The organism is Simiduia curdlanivorans (assembly GCF_030409605.1).
Lineage (GTDB): Bacteria > Pseudomonadota > Gammaproteobacteria > Pseudomonadales > Cellvibrionaceae > Simiduia > Simiduia curdlanivorans.
The window spans coordinates 1,121,426-1,139,838 of record NZ_JAUFQG010000004.1 but is presented as its reverse complement, the minus strand read 5'-3'; the positions used below and the strand labels follow the sequence as shown (position 1 = coordinate 1,139,838).

Below are 18,413 nucleotides of genomic sequence, written 5' to 3'. Positions count from 1 at the left end.
GCATTAGGTTTGTACACTTGTGCCGAAAAATGCCGTTACGCATTCGTATGCATAAGCCTGCATGGCTATGAATACGTATGTAGTCCCTTGTGACACAAGGCCTTGCGTCATTAGCATGGTTTTCTCATCACTGCTAATTCGTGATCATAATAAGTAATCTGAGGGAAACCCTATGAGCAGCCGTTATAACCCAAGTAAAAGTCTGCGTTTTGCGCCGACACTTTTGTCCGCCGCCATCCTTGCCGCGTCATCTGCCTACGCGCAAGATCAAACCGCGGACGATGGTGAGTTATTAGAAGAAGTTGTTGTCACTGCGAGCTATCGCGCTGCGCTGCAACGCGCACAAGCCATGAAGATGGACAGCAGCTCTATTGTTGAAGCCTTATCTGCAGAGGATATTGGTAAACTACCCGACACCAGTATTGCTGAGTCATTAGCTCGCTTGCCAGGTTTAGCCGGCGAGCGCCGCGACGGGCGCACCAGTGGTCTTTCTGTTCGCGGCTTTAAAGAAGATTACGTAGGTACCACCTTAAATGGTCGCGAGCTCCTAGGCATGGGCGACAACCGTGGCGTTGAATACGACCTATACCCTACCGAAATCATTTCTAACGTTATGGTATACAAATCACCCGATGCTACCCTGTTAACACAAGGTATCGGCGGTATCGTTGACTTGCGCACTGCTAGCCCTCTCGATAGCGACCCAATCCTGGCGGTTAACCTAAGCTTGGAGCAAAATAGCAACGAATCTGCAAACCCTGACTTCGATAATCAGGGTCACCGCGCATCCCTCAACTTCGTTGACCGTTTTGCGGATGACACCATTGGCCTAGCGCTAACACTCGCATCAATGGAATCTCCTAGCCAAGAAGAGCAATTCCGCGGTTGGGGTTACGCAGACGCAACCTTCAACGGCGAGCCAGTCAAAGTACTTGGCGGCCACGACTCCTTTGTTCGTTCGGCTCTCATGAAGCGCGAATCCGTAGCCGGTGTGTTCGAGTGGGAACCCAATGATCGATTAAATGTGAAGGTTGACGCCCTTTATATCGACTTCGAAGAAGACAAAGTATTCCGTGGCTTGGAAGAGGGCGGCCCAGTTTGGAGCGGCGCTAACTACACTATTACCGAAGTAGTCGATGGTTTGGCAACGGCCGGTTACATGGACGGCTTTCACTCAGTTATTCGCAACGATGGCGAAAACAAGAAAGCCACACTCAGCACCGTTGGCCTTAATGTAAGTTACCAGCTAACAGATGCTTGGACTGGCGTTGTTGATTACGCTCACAGCGAAGCGGACAAAACCATTTCCAATATCGAAAGCTATTCAGGTGTTGGTCGTGCTGGATCAGCGGGTCAAGGCGCCGGTGTAGCACGTTCTTGGACCATGACACCCGAAGGTGTGATGTATGGCGACCATCCAACCATTACCAGCCCAGACTATACCGACGCAAGCCTCATAAAGCTGGCTGGCCCACAAGCTTGGGGTGGCGGTATGGGTCGCGACGATGCGCAGGACGGTTTCGTAAACGAACCCACCTTTGATGAAACATTAGACACTTTGCGCCTACAGGCCAACGGTGATGTTTCATGGGGCATTATCAATGCCATACAGGTAGGTGCTGCGGTTTCTGATCGCTCCAAATCCAAAGAAAACAATGCCTATTTCCTAACCGCCAGTACTTACCCTGGAGACGGCCCTATCCCAAATACTGTGGGCACAGCTGATCTTTCCTTTATGGGTCTAGGTAGCATTCTTGCGTACGACGGCTTAGCTCTATACAAAAGTGGCTATTACGACCTAACCGATGCAGCAGGTTTCGAACCAAATCGCGTTGGTGACTCATACACAGTTAACGAAACACTCACCTCAGTTTTCTTTAAAGCTGACATGGAGTCTGAAGTTGCCGGTATGGCGCTCACGGGTAACGTTGGTGTGCAAGTCGTTCATACTGAGCAAGATTCAACTGGCTTTAGCACTGTAGTAAGAGACGACGACCCGAATGACGGCGTACCTGGCATGGTAGAGATTACACCTATCGATGGCGGCACCGACTATACCAACGTATTGCCAAGCTTGAACTTGAGCCTAGAAATTGCAGACGGTCAGTTTATTCGCACCGCCGTTTCAAAAACTCTGTCACGCGCACGCCTAGACGATCTGCGTCCGAACATTCAAGCCTCATTCCAATTCAATGATGGCGCCATCCTAACGCCAGACCCTCAAGCTGGCCCATGGAGCGGAAGCAAAGGCAATGCCGAACTCAAACCGCTTGAAGCCAATCAGTTTGATTTAAGCTACGAAAACTATTTCGTTGATGATGGCTACTTCGCAGCTGCCTTCTTTTACAAAGATCTCACCAATTGGCACCGCGATACCTCGACAATTGAAGATTTTTCTTCAATTTATATTCCGGGTTACCACGAGACCACAACCGGCCAACCACCGGCAACATTCTTGGGTATGGTTAGTTCGAAAGAAGACGGTTTAACAGGTGATGTAACCGGTTGGGAATTGCAAGCCAGCTTACCCTTCCATGTGTTCAGCGAAAGCTTGGATGGCTTCGGTATAGTCGGTAGCGCCACCTTCTTAGACGGCGAATTAGATGACGGCACAAGTGTTCCTGGCTTGTCCGATCGTGTTTACCAGATGACGGCTTACTTTGAACGCTCCGGCTGGGAATTCCGCATTGCTGCAAGCAAGCGCAGCGAATTCACCACCGAAACGCGAGGCTTAAGCTTGGCATTGGTTGAAACTGTAGACCAAGGCGGCACATTGGTTGATGCCCAAATCGGTTATGATTTTTCTGAGTCGGGTGTGAGCTGGTTACAAGGTTTACGCGTAACTCTCCAAGGTCAAAACCTTACCAACGAGGATACCATCCAAGCCGATGATTCCGATTCACGTCAAGTTACTCGCTACCAAAGCTTTGGAGCGAACTACCTTCTCGGCCTAAACTACAAGATCTAAGTAACGTCTTGTTAGTTTGAGCTAGTCAAAAGCCCCTAGTAGCTCGCTGCTTAGGGGCTTTTTTATGCTACTTTAAAAGGCACTATCGACTCGTATACAAAGGTTAGGACGTGAATAAACCCATAAAAAAAATAGTTGTGCTTGGTGGCGGCACCGCAGGCTGGATGTCTGCCGCACTGATTAAAAAAACTCTTGGCAACGCCGTACACGTCGAACTCGTTGAAAGCGAGCAAATTGGTGCTGTTGGCGTTGGCGAAGCCACCATACCTCCGATACAACTTGTCAATAGTGTACTTGGCATTAACGAGGCCGAATTTCTACGCGATACCAAAGCGACCATTAAACTCGCGATAAAATTTGAAGGTTGGAAAGATCAAGACAGTAGCTACTTTCACACGTTTGGAGCACCAGGAAAAAGTTTAGCCTTCTGTCATTTCCATCACTTCTGGATTCGTGCAAAAAAACTCGGATTAAAAACTCACCTATGGGAATACGACCTGAATTATCTGTGTGCGAAAGAAGGTAAATTCGCCCAAATAAAAAGCGCTGAACCACTGTTTGAAATTCCTTACGCCTACCATTTTGATGCCTCACTTTACGCCCTCTTTCTTCGTAAAAAAAGTGAGACAATGGGTGTAATTCGCACCGAAGGAAAAGTGGTTGATGCCCAGTTAAATGTCGAAACAGGCTATGTTGAACAATTACAACTTGAAAATGGAAAATGCGTACAGGGCGATTTCTTCATTGACTGCTCTGGTTTCAAGGCCTTGCTCATACAAGAAAAACTCAGCAGCGGTTTTGACGACTGGACTCATTTACTTCCTTGTGACCGCGCATTCGCCGTCCCCTCGGAGCGCTGCGAAAAAACACTACCCTATACACGCTCAATTGCCCATAGCTCTGGTTGGCAGTGGCGCATTCCACTACAACACCGCAACGGCAACGGACTAGTGTATAGCAGCAGCTATTTAGATGACGACAAGGCCAGAGAGTTACTGTTATCGCGCTTAGACTCTAAGCCACTCGACGAACCTAGATTGATTAAGTTCACCACTGGGCGACGCAGAAAGCAGTGGTCGCGCAACGTACTTGCGGTTGGCCTTTCCAGTGGCTTCCTTGAACCTTTAGAGTCTACAAGTATCCATCTCATACAATCTGCCATAGTTCGGTTTATTAAAACCTTTCCCCATGCCGGTGTTAGCCAAACCGCAATCAAAGAATACAACCGACAATCTGAAGTCGAATATTTACAGGTGCGAGATTTTATAGTTTTGCATTACTATCAAAACCGACGAACAGACAGCAGCTTTTGGCGTGACATGCGCAATCTTGACATCCCAGATAGCCTACGACACAAGATGGAACTTTTTAAAAATACTGGGGCATTATTTAGAGAACAAAATGACTTATTTGCAGAGAGTTCATGGTTGCAGGTAATGTTAGGACAAGGCATTACACCTAAAGATCACCATCCAATAGCAAATCAACCCTCCGACGAAGCATTATTCGAAATGCTAGAAAATATTCGAAAAATAAAATCAACACCGATAGCTGAGCTACCAAGTCACGATGATTTTCTCAGCAACTACTGTGGAGCCACCAGTGACTAGGCCCTACCACATCGTCATTGTTGGCGGCGGAACATCAGGCTGGATGGCAGCGAATCTATTTGCGCGCCATTGGAAAAAAAACCAAAATGTCGCCATTACCTTAGTTGAGTCTCCAAATGTATCTACCATTGGTGTAGGCGAAGGTTCGACGCCAACGCTGAAGCGCTTTTTCGACGCACTAGAAATAGATGAGAAAGCGTGGATGCCATATTGTAATGCAACCTATAAAGTCAACATTCGCTTTAATCAATGGAGCCCTCAATCCGGCATCGATAGCTACAGCCACCCTTTCGTTTCTCAAACGGATGCATTCACGCAACGCGCATTTATCGTAAATGCACGCACCCGTCGATTAGGCCTAGACACGCACACCCAGCCCGATGACTTCTTTCTCAATGGAGCACTCGCCGCTTACAACAAGGGCCCTAAAACGCCAGAAAACTTTCCTTTCAAAATGGAGTACGGCTATCACTTTGACTCTCATAAACTCGGCAACTTTCTATCAACCCTAGCCGTAGATAACGGCGTAAAGCATATTTCTGCCCACGTTAAGTCGATAACAAAAAATGACGTTGGCGACATACAAAGCATCGCCTTGGATAATGAATCTCACATCCATGGCGACTTTTTTGTCGATTGCACAGGATTTTCATCGCTTTTGATGGAAAAATCGCTAGGCGTAGGATTTAGGTCTTTTGCCAACAATCTGTTCAATGACAGCGCGGTGGTACTACCCACACCAACGGCAGAAACAATTCCTTCAGAAACCACATCAACAGCGCTCTCAGCTGGCTGGGCATGGAAGATCCCGCTCGCACATCGCATCGGACACGGCTATGTCTACAGCTCAAGTCACATAGACGCGGATAGCGCGGAGTGCGAATTACGAAAGCACCTCAACTGCACGAGCGATAATATTGAAGCTCGGCACCTAAAAATGCGGGTAGGACAACTAGAAAAGCATTGGGATAAAAATTGCTTAGCCATTGGCTTGTCACAGGGCTTTATCGAACCACTGGAAGCAACCGCCCTGCACTTGGTACAAATATCGATAGAGCTTTTTTTATCCATGTTTGATAAAGATCGCTGCAACAGGCAACAAAGAGAAAATTACAATAACAGTATCAGTACGCGATTCGAGCGTACGCGGGACTATATCGTTGCGCATTACAAATTAAATACGAGAAGCGACAGCAATTATTGGATAGAAAATAGAGAAAATCGAAATATCTCCGACTCACTTGCACAGCTGCTTTCAACTTGGTTCAACAAAGATGACCTTTGTGCCGAAATTGCGCGCCAGGATATTTCCACTCATTTTACCAGCCTATCCTGGCACGCACTTCTAGCTGGTTATGGTTCCTTTCCTGATTTGGCTCCAAATCAACCACGACAGGGCGATCTATATATCGATCAGAAAATACAGCAATTTTTACAACGATGTAGCTTGAACTTCTCAAGTCATGAAGAGAATTTACGTCTGCTAGATCAATAGGTTACCAGCCATCAACGCGACATTAAGGGCTACTGCGATCTATATGGAATTTGGGCAAACCAGCGGGTGAATCAGATAATTTTTATGAATACGTATGCAAGCAGTTTTCCATCCTTCATCTAAACCCTAGCATGGAAGTTTGCGCCATAATTTCATAATAAGGCACCCATCATGCGATACATGCTCGCGTTAGCAGGCTTGATAGCTCTTGCTCCAAGCCTACAAGCCGAAACAATACACGCACAGAGTCCCAACGGGGCCATACAGGTCGAGCTTAACGATGAGCAAGGCCAACCGAGCTATTCAATTTCGCTATCCCAGAAGGTCGTAATTAGCCCATCCAATCTCGGTCTAGTATTTAAGAATCAAGGCGAATTCGGTAAAGATTTTATAATAACCCATGTGTCGCGCAGCGAAAGCGGCAGTCAGTGGCAACAGCCCTGGGGTGAACGACGCTTAATAGAAGATCAACACGTTCAGGTTGTTGCGACTTTTAACCATCCTAAAAAAGGCCATTTCAACCTATGGTTAAAGGTCTTCAACGACGGTATCGGCTTTCGCTATGAAATCCCTACACAAAAAGGACTGCAGCAGTTAATCGTTACCGACGAGCTAACAGAGTTCGTCATTGCCGAGCCCGCCCACGCCGAAGCGCTGTGGATACCCGCGCGCGGCTGGAACCGTTACGAATACCTCTACCAACGCACCACGTTTGATGCCATTGACCGGGTGCACACGCCATTTACCTTCAAGCTAGCCAGCGGTACCCACGTGAGCATTCACGAAGCGGCGCTCACCGACTACGCTGCAATGACCTTGGATCAGCGCCGGCCGGGCACCCTCAAGGCTGACTTAACACCTTGGTCAGACGGCACCAAAGTCAAAACCCAAGCGGGCTTTTTCTCGCCCTGGCGCACGATTCAGATCAGTAAAAATGCTACCGGATTGTTGAATTCGGATTTAATTCTCAACCTCAACGAACCGAATAAGTTGGGCGATGTGAGCTGGGTTAAGCCGGGCAAATATGTCGGCATTTGGTGGGGCATGCACCTAGGCGTTAACACCTGGGGCAGTGGCACTAAACACGGTGCAACAACCGAAAATACCAAGGCTCTAATAGATTTTGCCGCCAGCAACGGCTTCGACGGTGTATTGGTAGAAGGCTGGAACCAGGGCTGGGATGGCGATTGGTTTCACAATGGCGACGTGTTTAGCTTCACCAAAAGCTACCCAGATTTCGACATCAAAGAAATCACCCAATACGGCGCCGCCAAAAACGTAAAACTAATTGGCCACCACGAAACATCGGGCAACGTCACAAACTACCGCAAGCAAATGCCTGCCGCATTAGATCTCTATGCAGTACATGGCGTCAGCCAAATTAAAACCGGTTATGTAGCCGATGGCGGTAATATTAAGCGCGTGGATGAGAAGGGTTTAGTGCGAAAAGAATGGCACGACGGTCAGTTCATGGTGAACGAATACCTATTTAACATCACCGAAGCCGCGAAACGAAAAATCAGTATCAACACCCATGAACCCATTAAGGATACAGGGTTAAGGCGCACCTACCCCAATTGGATTTCACGCGAAGGCGCGCGCGGTCAAGAATTTAACGCTTGGGGCAGCCCGCCAAACCCACCGGAGCACGAAGTTAACCTAGCCTTCACACGCATGCTCGCGGGGCCGATGGATTACACCCCCGGCATTTTCAATCTCGCCTGGCAAGGCCTAGACGCCGAAAACCGTGTGCAAACCACCTTGGCAAAACAATTGGCGCTCTATGTGGTGCTTTACAGCCCCATCCAAATGGCGGCTGATCTTCCGGAAAACTATCTTGCCAAACCCGAGGCATTTCAATTTATTAAGGACGTGGTAACGGATTGGGATCAAAGTATTGCGCTTGCGGCAGAATTTGGCGAGTACGTTGCTTTCGCCCGCAAGGATCGCCATTCAAGCGACTGGTTTTTAGGCGGTATCACCAATGCTACTGCGCGCGAGTTAACACTCGACCTCACCTTTCTTGATATGAACAAAAACTATGAGATAACACTGTATCAAGATGGAGAAAAAGCCAATTGGCGTACAAACCCCTACGACATTGTAATTGAACGGCGCAAGGTTAAAGCACGCGACACGTTAACACTTGCATTGGCCAGTAGCGGTGGCTTTGCCGCCCGCATCGTGGAGCTAGCCGATGAATAAATTAGCTTTCAGCCTAGCACTTTTTTTCATTTGGCCGGGTGCGTTGGTGGCAGCCTCAATTGAACGCATAGACCCACCCAACTGGTGGGCGGGCATGCACAACCAAGACGTTCAGTTGCTGATTCATGGCGAAGGCATTGGCGGCTACGAAGTGAAGCTAGACTCAACCGATGTTAGCTTGCAAGCCGTGGATAGCACTGACAATGCCAATTATTTATTCGCCACCTTGAAAATCTCTCCATCATTTAATAAAGAGTTCGTCACATTAAAATTTGAGAAGCCGGGCCAAGAGGCCATTGCGTATCAATATCCTATTTTTAAACGCGAACCAAATTCGGCGCAGCGAGCTGGCTTCGGCAACCGCGATCTCATTTACTTAATCACGCCAGACCGCTTCGCTAACGGCGATACAAGTAACGATGCATTTGCAGAAATGGGCGATGAATTAAATCGCAGTAAAGAGTTCTCCCGTCACGGCGGTGATTTGCAAGGCATAATAAATCATCTCGACTATTTAGAAGGCCTCGGTGTTACCCAACTGTGGCTAAACCCAGTGCTGGAAAATAAACAACCCAAAAGCTCCTATCACGGCTATGCCATTACCGACCACTACAAGGTCGATCCGCGCTATGGCGACAACGCGCTGTATAAAAAACTCGCAAAAAAAGCAAAACAAAACGGCATCGGCCTGATCATTGACTTGATCCCCAACCACATTGGCCACAAGCATTGGTGGATGACCGATTTACCCAGCAACGATTGGATAAATTTCAACAATACCTTCTCGCCCACCAATCATATGCGCGAATCGGTGCAAGACCCCTACGCCGTTGAAGCCGATAGAAAGCAATTTGCCGACGGCTGGTTTGTGGCCTCCATGCCCGATCTCAATCAGCGCAACCCATTGCTGGCAAACTACTTAATTCAGAACGCTATCTGGTGGGTAGAAACCGCGAACCTGACTGGCATAAGAATTGATACCTGGTCCTATTCAAACAAACTATTTCTTAGCCAATGGAGCGATCGCATTTTAGCGGAGTACCCACAGTTAAATATGGTGGGCGAAGAATGGTCGACTACGCCGAATATCATCGCCTATTGGCAAAAGGGCGCAATCAATGCTGACGGCTACGCTTCTAATTTACCGAGCTTATTTGATTTCCCCTTGCAGGCTAGCATCTCTCCTGCACTGATAGAGGACGAGAATTGGAATACTGGGTTGATCAAACTGTATAAAACCCTGGCGTCTGATGCCATTTACCCAAACCCAAGTGCCTTGACGATTTTCGCCGACAACCACGACATGAGCCGGGTGATGACACAGGTCAATGGCGATGCGACGCTGAATAAGATGGCGCTAACACTTATTGCCACCTTGCGCGGCACGCCGCAAATTTTCTACGGATCAGAAATCGCAATGCAACACCCGGGCACGGAATCACATGGCGCCATTCGCGCCGATTTTCCTGGCGGCTGGGTTGATGACTCCGTTAACGCCTTTGCGGGCAAGAACTTAACGCAAGAACAGTCTGAAACACTAGCCTATGTTCGCCAGCTCTTTAACTGGCGTAAGTCAGCCAATGCAATCCACACTGGCCAAATGCATCACTTGGCGCCGAAAGACGGAGTCTATTGCTTTACACGCTTTAATGCACAAGAACGCTGGTTGATTTGTTTAAATAAAAATACCAACGACGTCACGCTACCTTTCGCGCAATTGACACCGTTGCTAGATAGCGGCAAAACAGCTACGCATTTCCTATCGCAGGAAGCGCAAAACTTGACACAAGGCCTAAGGCTAAAAGCCCGTGCCGCCGACGTCTTTCGCATTCAATAACGAGATAATAATATGTACTTAATAAAAGCCAAGGTTTCAACACAAAGGGTGTTTCTAGCTCTCGCTGGGCTAGCCTTTTCGTTAACCGTGAGTGCTGACTTTGGCAGCTACCAAAATCATAGTGTTGTTGAGCAAACTCTTGCGCTGCAAACGGATCAAGGCGAACTCGCCATTACCTTGCACAACCCGCAAGCTATGGAAGTTTTTTATCAGCCAAATAAGGTTAAGCAGTTACCGAGCTTTGCCTTAGCTAAAACGCCTATACAAGCCACCAAACCGCATTTATCTAGCACCAAAGAGCAGCTGCATTTTGGTAGCGATCAACTCACCGTGGTGGTTAACAAGAACCCAATCACACTCAGCTATCTTCGCCATGGCAAGCCGCTGGTCAAAGAGGAAAGCGGTTTATTCGTGCATGATGCCATTCGCGGCTTTCGCTTCAGCCTCAACGCCGACGAAAAAATACTCGGTGGCGGCCAGCGTGTGATGGGCATGGACAGACGCGGCCAGCGCATGCCACTCTACAACAAGGCACATTACGGTTACGAAACTGAATCCCAGCAGATGTATTTTGGTTTGCCTGCGGTGCTATCCAGCAATAAATACATCATTGTTTTTGATAACAGCGCCACCGGGAATTTGGATATTGGCGCAACAGAGGAATCTGTTCTGCAGTTCGAAGCCGTGGGTGGACGAACCAGCTATTTAATTGTCAGCGGCGATAGCTATCCCCATCTGATCGACGGCTACACCCAATTAACTGGGCGCCAGCCGCTACCGCCGCGCTGGGCTTTTGGCAACTTCGCCTCACGTTTTGGCTATCACAGCGAGCAGGAAGTGCGCGATACCGTTAAGAAATTTCGCGATCAGGACTTTCCACTGGATGCCTTGGTACTCGATCTATATTGGTTTGGCAAAGACATTAAAGGCCACATGGGCAATTTAGCTTGGGACAAAGAAGCCTTTCCTGAACCGACAAAAATGATCCAAGATTTGAAAACTGATGGCGTTAATACCATTCTCATTACCGAGCCCTTTATCTTAACCAGCTCGAAACGCTGGCAAGAAGCCAAAAAGGCCGATGTACTTGCCACCAACGCGCATGGTGAGCCAAAGACGTTTAACTTTTACTTTGGCAACACGGCACTCATCGATGTATTCCACAAGCCTGCACAAGCCTGGTTTTGGTCTATCTATCAAGAGCTCATGTTACAAGGCGTTGCCGGTTGGTGGGGAGACTTGGGCGAACCGGAAGTTCATCCAGATGACAGCATTCATAGACTCGACAATCAAATCGCGACGGGAAATGAAATCCACAACGCCTACGGCCATGAATGGGCGAAAATGGTGTATGAAAATCAACGTCGGCGCTTTCCTAACACACGCCCCATGGTAATGATGCGCTCCGGTTTCGCTGGCAGCCAACGCTACGGTTTTATCCCTTGGACGGGCGACGTATCGCGCTCTTGGGGTGGTTTAAAGCCACAAGTTGAACTCAGCTTGCAAATGTCGTTGCTCGGCCTTGGCTACACCCATTCCGATTTAGGCGGCTTCGCCGGCGGCGAAAAGTTCGATAAGGAACTTTATATTCGCTGGTTGCAATACGGCGTCTTTCAGCCGGTATTTCGCCCACACGCGCAAGAAAATATTGCACCTGAGCCGGTGTTTCACGATGAAAACACCCAGGATATTTTGCGACCCTTCGTGAAGCTGCGCTACAAAATGTTGCCCTACAATTATACCTTGGCTTTTGAAAATAGCAGCACCGGTATGCCGCTGATGCGCCCGTTATTCTTTGAAAACGAAGCCGATAGCTCACTGATTAATAACGCCGATAGTTACCTTTGGGGCGATGCATTTTTAGTGACGCCCATAACGGAGGCAGGGGTTGAATCGGTATCGGTTAACCTACCCGAGGGCGTGTGGTTTGACTACTTCACAGGGCAGCGTTATGTGGGTGGCAAAACCATCCAACAGAAAACAACACTTGAGACATTTCCCGTTCTCGTGCGCGCGGGTAGCTTTATACCCATGACGCAAGCAACCAAGTCCACCAGTGGTTACAGTAGCAAAGATCTTGAGCTGCACTATTACTTCGACAAAACACTGAAAGACAGCTTCGGAAAGATGTATGAAGACGACGGGAAAAATCCAAGCGCTCTGGCCAATGGCGATTACGAGCTGCTGAATTTCGAAGCTCAACATCAGCGCCGTCGCACGCAGATTCTGCTGAGCCGAACCCACAGCTACTCGCAAGCAGTGGCAATCCGGCAAGTTTCACTTATCGTCCACAACCTATCAAAAAAGCCTAGAGGAGTTACCGTCGACGACCACGAAGTTGAATTCAGCTATGACGGCCAAAGTCAACAGCTTACTGTGGAAGTAGATTGGTCTCACAGCAACACCGCGATTTCATTGCATCAATAAATGAGAAACCACTTTGAAAACACTTATTAGAAAATCATGGAAAGCAGCACTCATTGCATCACTCTTTGCGGCACATCTAGTAGGCTGCGACCATAGGCAGCAAGAGCCGGTTAACGCGCCTAAGCAAAGCGACTTAACCGAAAAAGTTGTAGAAAAGAAAGTAGTCTATCAAGTATTTACCCGCCTATACGGTAATAAGAACACCACTAACAAAGCGTGGGGCAGTTTAGAAGAAAATGGCGTAGGCAAGTTTTCCGATTTTACCGATGTCGCATTGGCCGACATAAAGTCTTTAGGCACCACCCACCTCTGGTTAACGGGTGTACCGCATCATGCACTGGTGCGCGATTACACCGCCTACGGCATTAGCAATGACGACCCGGATGTGGTGAAAGGGCGCGCCGGTTCGCCTTATGCCGTTAAAGATTATTACAGTGTCAATCCCGATCTTGCAGATGATCCCAGCAACAGACTGGCAGAGTTTGATCAACTGATTGCGCGCGCACATAAGCACGGTTTGAAAATAATTATCGATATCGTGCCTAACCATGTGGCTAGAAATTACCAGAGTATTTCCAAACCCAAACATGTGCGCGACTTCGGTGCAGAGGACGATAGCTCGGTAGCCTACGCGCGCGACAATGATTTTTATTATGTGGTGGGCGAAGCCTTTAAAGTGCCTTTAGCGGCCGACGGCTACCAGCCGCTCAATGGCGAAACCCATCCTCTGAGCGATGGCAGGTTCGACGAGATGCCGGCCAAGTGGACCGGCAACGGCTCGCGCCTGGCTCAGCCCGACATCAACGATTGGTATGAAACCGTAAAAGTTAATTACGGCGTCTCGCCGGACGGGCGTGAAGATTTTCCAGCACTGCCGGAAAACCTTCGCAAGGCGCCTTGGCCTGAACACGCCAACTTCTGGCGAGGCAAAGATGTGCCGGCTAGTTGGGTTAAGTTTCGCGACATCACGCAGTATTGGCTCGCCCGTGGCGTCGATGGTTTTCGCTACGACATGGCAGAGATGGTGCCGGTGGCTTTCTGGAGTTATTTAAATTCTGCCATTAAACAAACCAATCCAAACGCGTTTATTTTAGCCGAGGTTTACAACCCGAAAGAGTATCGGAATTACATTCAGCTTGGCTTGATGGATTACCTTTACGACAAGGTAGAGCTCTACGACACCTTAAAATGGATTATTCAAAACAAGGCCAGCACCGATGACCTAGTGGCTATTCAAGATGGCATGGCCGACATCGAACATCACATGCTACATTTTTTGGAAAACCACGACGAACAGCGTATCGCCAGCCCAGACTTCGCCGGTAACCCGCAAGCGGCAAAACCGGCTATGGTTATTTCCGCCACCCTTAGCACCAGCCCAACCATGCTGTACTTTGGCCAAGAGGTGGGCGAGCCAGGCGCTGAAGATGCCGGCTTCGGCAAGCCTACGCGCACCAGTATTTTTGACTACATAGGTGTACCCCATCATCAGCGCTGGATGAACAACGGCGCCTTTGATGGCGGTCAATCAAGCGCCGACGAAAAAGCGTTACGCGCTTGGTACAGCCAGCTACTCAACCTCACATTGAGCCAATCGGCCTTCACTGGCCATTATGCCCAAACCCATAGCTACAACCGCCAGCACAGCGAAAACTACCCGCAAAAGCTATTCAGTTTCGCGCGCTGGAATGATCAACAAAAGCTGCTGGTGGTGAGTAATTTTGATGCGGCTTCGGCCAGTGACATAGACATTAAAATTGCGCCTCACATGATCAAGCAGTGGCGCTTTAAAGATGGCCAATACACGGCAACGGATCTACTCTCTGGTCAAAGCTGGCCACTGCAAATCGACCAAGGGGCGGCGAGCATCAAGTTGGACCTAAAAGCATTCGGCTCGGTAATTTTAAATATTCAAAACCCATAGATTTATAAAGTGTTATAGAACTTCAGCCGAAATATCGGTTGTGTTTTTATCGTAGAAAAAACAGGCGAAAATCATGAAACCTAAGTTTTTATTACTCAGTTTTATTCTCGGCTTTGCGCTGTCTAGCGCCATTGCCTATTTCGCCTGGACCCACCAGCCCTCTAGCCTCCAAGCCACCACGGCGGCAAGCAACGTCCATATCGATACATCCATGACCATGGCAAAACTCCTGCGTGAGCGACGCCTGCGCATTTATTTTCCGCCCGGCTACGAAAATTCCAACCAACACTATCCCGTGCTTTATATGCACGACGGTCAGAATTTATTTGACGCCGCCAGTGCCTATGCCGGTGAATGGGGCATAGACGAAACGCTCAACAGCCTCGCGCTCACGCACGGCCTAAAGCTCATTGTTGTGGGCATCGACAACGGCGGCGATAAGCGCATGACTGAGCTCAACCCCTTCGATCACGAACGCTTTGGCGCTAGCGAAGCCGACGCCTATTTGGATTTTATCGTTGAGCAAGTAAAGCCTTGGGTCGACCAAAACTATCGCAGTCTTAGCGGGCGCGAGCACACCGCAATTATGGGTAGCTCCATGGGCGGTTTAATATCCCACTACGCCGCCATTCGGCACGCCGATGTGTTTAGCAAGGCCGGTATTTTTTCGCCCGCCTATTGGACCGCACCGGCCTTTACTGATTTTCTTATTGCACATCCGGTCAAACAATCACAGCGGTTGTTCCTATTAATGGGTGAGGCGGAGGGCGGTTCAATGATGGCGGATTTCGAGGCAATGAAAGTCACACTTGAGGCAGTGCGCTCCAGCCAACCAGAAATAACATCCCTAGCCATTTCTGTGGCCCACGCGCAGCACAACGAATTATTTTGGCGCAGTCAATTTGCGCCCGCCGCTCTTTGGTTATTCACACCGCCGACGGTAAACGCGCAAACAGGCGAGCCAGTGCCAGCGGCGCTTTAAAGTCACGTTATCTCGCTATAAGCGCGAGGCGCCTTATTAGAAATTTAATTAGTGTGGGTAATGACCTGATCTAAATGGCTGCCAGAAAAATCTGACTAGGCAGTCCGTACTAACTTCATTTTCAGCTTAAAAATCCTGCATTCATCGGCGTTTGCGGGATTTTTTGTGGCTTTTAAAAACACCCCCAATGGTCTTTTAACGGCTTTTTTTATCGCGCATTGGACAGGCGCATTAACGCCAACCAATATTGCGCTTGAACTCAGTTTTGATTTGATTATGAAACCCCTTTGCCGCCCTCTCAAAAGCGAGAGCGCGGTTTAGGCTATCTGTTGTACATCAAGAGGTACATTTACTGTTTCAGCTTTTTTCTGACATAAAAATAGCAACACCAGAGGAATGATGAAAATGAAACGTTTAACACCTTATCTTGTTTTTTCACTGCTGCCGCTCGTTAGTCTGAGTGCACTCAGCTATGCGGACGCTTATAAACACCTGGCTGCTGAACCTAGCCAAGCCAAAGCCCAGCGCCTCGCCGAGCCAAAGGCGCAAGGAGTATTTAGCCATACCGCGCTCATTCCACTCGGTGCCGAGCAGCGAGAACAAAGTTTTCTTGTCGACAACCTAGATGCTAGCCCGGTCGCCTTAATTGGCCCCGATACGGATCAACTGCGCCTAAGTTTGACCGACCCAGATGGTCAACAACAGTTACACGAAGCCATCGCTCAGCCCTCGTCCATCCCCACCCGCGACCTACAATTAGGCAGCGAGAGTTTTCCTGCCAAACAGTTTGAGTTGCGGGCCAATAAACCCGGGCGCTGGAAACTTAACTGGGTAGACACCGCAGCCGCCGAAACGAGAGATGCCAAGCTCAAACGCTACTTGATGGTTAAAGGCGATCCAAACTTTAAGCTCTACAGCTACCGCGATAATGTTCAAACCACCCAGGGCAGCCAGGTCAATCTGGTCGCCTACATGGTGGCGGCACAGGGCAAGCGTGGCCAGCGCACTCAGCTGCTGGACACACAACCCTTCAACGGCACAATCGAGCAAGCCTCTGTGCTTATCACCCAACCCGATGGTCAAACCATGACACTCGCGTTGCACGATGATGGTCGCAACGGCGATGCAATCGCAGGCGACGGTCAATACAGCGCCACCTTGCCCACGCAGTTGGTAGGCGTTTATACCCAAGAGTTGCAGGTTAGTGGTACAAGGCCCGACGGCTTGGCCTTCACACGCAGCGTTAGCGATCTCTACCCGGTCATTGAGCAAAGTTTTGCCATCGCCAGCCGCAAAGCGAGCTTGGTACAAGGCACAGACACGGCGGAAATTCGCGTGCCGGTGAGCGTCAATGGCAAGGACCAACAGGTTTTTGTCGGCACGGAAGTTTGGGGCACCAATGCGCAAGGTAAACGAGAGATAGCCACTTGGGTTGGTGGTATCGCGACGGTGACAGAAACTGCCGATCAAGCTTACCTCTCGCTTTATTTCGATAGCCAATGGTTAACCCAGAACGATCTACGCGCGCCCTACCAACTGCGCGCTGTGCGCCTGCAAAATGTCGACAACCACACGCCGATGGATCAACGCGCGCAAATGTCAGCAGCGCTGCAAACTGAGCAGGCGCCAATGCTGGCAAACAGTCGCGTGGCCAGCACAAGTGTTCGCACCGATAGCCATGGCGACAAGCGGGTACGCATTGTTGGTGCTGCTCCCTTGAGCCTGAAAACATCGAGCAATCTGGTCCAAACGGCGGCGGCGGGTAGCAAGCTCATGCTAGTGCACGGCTATTGCTCCAATGGTGGCTGGAACACAAACCATTTTACCAACGCCGTAGAGTTTAAAGACTATAACGCCAACCGTTCACACGATGCCTTCGCGAGAAAGATTCGCGATGCCGGTGCGGCCTATTCATCCTTTGGCGTGGTTGCACACAGTCAGGGCGGCGCAGCGGCCTTACACCTCTATGCAAAATATGCCAGCGGTTTAGACAACGCCAGCGGCGGTCGCATTATTCAATCGGTGGGCACGCCCTACCAAGGCACCGCACTAGCCGGCAACCTCGCCGTACTGGGGCAAATTTTTGGCGCCGGCTGTGGCAAAAACACCGACCTCACCTACAGCGGAGCGTCTAATTGGCTAGCTACCATTCCAACTTGGGCACGAAGCCAAGTGGACTACTACACCACCTCGTTTAAAACCCGTTGGTGGGCCTATGATTATTGCCACCTCGCAACAGACTTATTACTCGATGATCCAGAAGATGGCACCACAGAAAAATGGTCCGGCCAACTTTCCGGTGCAGTTAATAAGGGCCATAAAACCGGTTGGTGTCACACCTCTGGCATGCGCGATCCAGCGCAAACCGGCGACACTAGCCGCAACTCGTCAATGAACTCGCGCGCCGCGCGCTAACCGAACTGATCAGCCCGACCTGCGCCACTGGTCGGGCTGCATCAAGCTCCTAGGTCAGCGATCATCACTATCCTGGTTTTCCTCATCGTCTAAATCAATTTGGTGCTTGGCCGAGCGGTAAATAATAAAACTCATCGCCAAGGTATAAAGCAACAGTAAATCGCGACCGAAAAAAAACGGCCCATTGATGGTTAGCACTCGCGTTAAGCCAAACAATAAAATAGCGATAAAAAGCAGCTCGGCCGTTTTCTGCAGCGCCTCACCCAAGAATGCGACGATAAAGATGAGCACGGCCTGTAAAAATATGGTGCTAATGGATGCCTGCATAACCGCTTGTGCTGTCGTATCCTCGCTATAGATTAGCCCCCACAACAGGGGTGAGCTAAAGGCAAAGGCGAGAATCACCGCTAGGGCCCGCACATCGAGAAAAATCAGGAAGCCGGCACCACCTGTATGCACTCGGCCCCCAAATCGTTTGAAACCCTCCATAGGCACTTAGCTCCAGAGTCTTGAATCGTCAATCTCTGAGGATAAACCCTTTTCGTCTTGC

10 protein-coding genes are annotated in these 18,413 nt (G+C 49.4%); 9 read left to right on the top strand and 1 reads right to left on the bottom strand.

From position 1 onward, the window contains the following. Positions 1 to 172: 172 nt before the first annotated feature. From QWY82_RS05300 to QWY82_RS05260, 9 genes are all read left to right on the top strand, one after another. Entirely contained in the window at positions 173 to 2,968 is a 2,796-nt protein-coding gene (locus QWY82_RS05300; RefSeq protein WP_290260503.1) for a TonB-dependent receptor, read from the top strand. A 110-nt stretch (positions 2,969 to 3,078) separates the two neighbouring features. Then, positions 3,079 to 4,578 (top strand): tryptophan halogenase family protein, encoded by a 1,500-nt coding sequence (locus tag QWY82_RS05295; RefSeq protein WP_290260502.1) that lies wholly within the window; start codon positions 3,079 to 3,081, stop codon positions 4,576 to 4,578. After that, positions 4,571 to 6,073: a tryptophan halogenase family protein gene (locus QWY82_RS05290; protein WP_290260501.1), complete on the top strand. Its 1,503-nt coding sequence runs from the start codon at positions 4,571 to 4,573 to the stop codon at positions 6,071 to 6,073. The genes QWY82_RS05295 and QWY82_RS05290 overlap by 8 nt, the downstream gene beginning before the upstream one ends. 171 nt (positions 6,074 to 6,244) lie before the next feature. After that, the gene (locus tag QWY82_RS05285; protein ID WP_290260500.1) at positions 6,245 to 8,278 is read left to right on the top strand and encodes a glycoside hydrolase family 97 protein; all 2,034 of its coding nucleotides are present in this window, start codon (positions 6,245 to 6,247) and stop codon (positions 8,276 to 8,278) included. Continuing rightward, complete coding sequence (locus tag QWY82_RS05280; RefSeq protein ID WP_290260499.1) at positions 8,271 to 10,115, top strand: glycoside hydrolase family 13 protein; 1,845 nt, start codon at positions 8,271 to 8,273, stop codon at positions 10,113 to 10,115. The genes QWY82_RS05285 and QWY82_RS05280 overlap by 8 nt, the downstream gene beginning before the upstream one ends. A gap of 12 nt (positions 10,116 to 10,127) precedes the next feature. Further along, positions 10,128 to 12,542 carry a glycoside hydrolase family 31 protein gene (locus tag QWY82_RS05275; RefSeq protein WP_290260498.1) on the top strand — a complete coding sequence of 805 codons (2,415 nt, stop codon included), beginning with the start codon at positions 10,128 to 10,130 and terminating at the stop codon, positions 12,540 to 12,542. 13 nt (positions 12,543 to 12,555) lie between these two features. Next, positions 12,556 to 14,466 (top strand): alpha-amylase family protein, encoded by a 1,911-nt coding sequence (locus QWY82_RS05270; RefSeq protein WP_290260497.1) that lies wholly within the window; start codon positions 12,556 to 12,558, stop codon positions 14,464 to 14,466. A 73-nt stretch (positions 14,467 to 14,539) separates the two neighbouring features. Next, the gene (locus QWY82_RS05265) at positions 14,540 to 15,448 is read left to right on the top strand and encodes an alpha/beta hydrolase (protein ID WP_290260496.1); all 909 of its coding nucleotides are present in this window, start codon (positions 14,540 to 14,542) and stop codon (positions 15,446 to 15,448) included. A 405-nt stretch (positions 15,449 to 15,853) separates the two neighbouring features. After that, complete coding sequence (locus QWY82_RS05260; protein WP_290260495.1) at positions 15,854 to 17,863, top strand: choice-of-anchor X domain-containing protein; 2,010 nt, start codon at positions 15,854 to 15,856, stop codon at positions 17,861 to 17,863. 54 nt (positions 17,864 to 17,917) lie between these two features. Here the strand turns inward: QWY82_RS05260 and QWY82_RS05255 are convergent, their stop codons facing one another. Beyond that, the gene (locus tag QWY82_RS05255; protein ID WP_290260494.1) at positions 17,918 to 18,322 is read right to left on the bottom strand and encodes a hypothetical protein; all 405 of its coding nucleotides are present in this window, start codon (positions 18,320 to 18,322) and stop codon (positions 17,918 to 17,920) included. Positions 18,323 to 18,413: the final 91 nt, after the last annotated feature.

Excerpts from the sequence above, each read along its gene's own strand:
- QWY82_RS05300 (WP_290260503.1), top strand. The coding sequence starts at position 173 with ATGAGCAGCCGTTATAACCCAAGTAAAAGTCTGCGTTTTGCGCCGACA.
- QWY82_RS05285 (WP_290260500.1), top strand. The coding sequence starts at position 6,245 with ATGCGATACATGCTCGCGTTAGCAGGCTTGATAGCTCTTGCTCCAAGC.
- QWY82_RS05280 (WP_290260499.1), top strand. The coding sequence starts at position 8,271 with ATGAATAAATTAGCTTTCAGCCTAGCACTTTTTTTCATTTGGCCGGGT.
- QWY82_RS05275 (WP_290260498.1), top strand. The coding sequence starts at position 10,128 with ATGTACTTAATAAAAGCCAAGGTTTCAACACAAAGGGTGTTTCTAGCT.
- QWY82_RS05265 (WP_290260496.1), top strand. The coding sequence starts at position 14,540 with ATGAAACCTAAGTTTTTATTACTCAGTTTTATTCTCGGCTTTGCGCTG.
- QWY82_RS05260 (WP_290260495.1), top strand. The coding sequence starts at position 15,854 with ATGAAACGTTTAACACCTTATCTTGTTTTTTCACTGCTGCCGCTCGTT.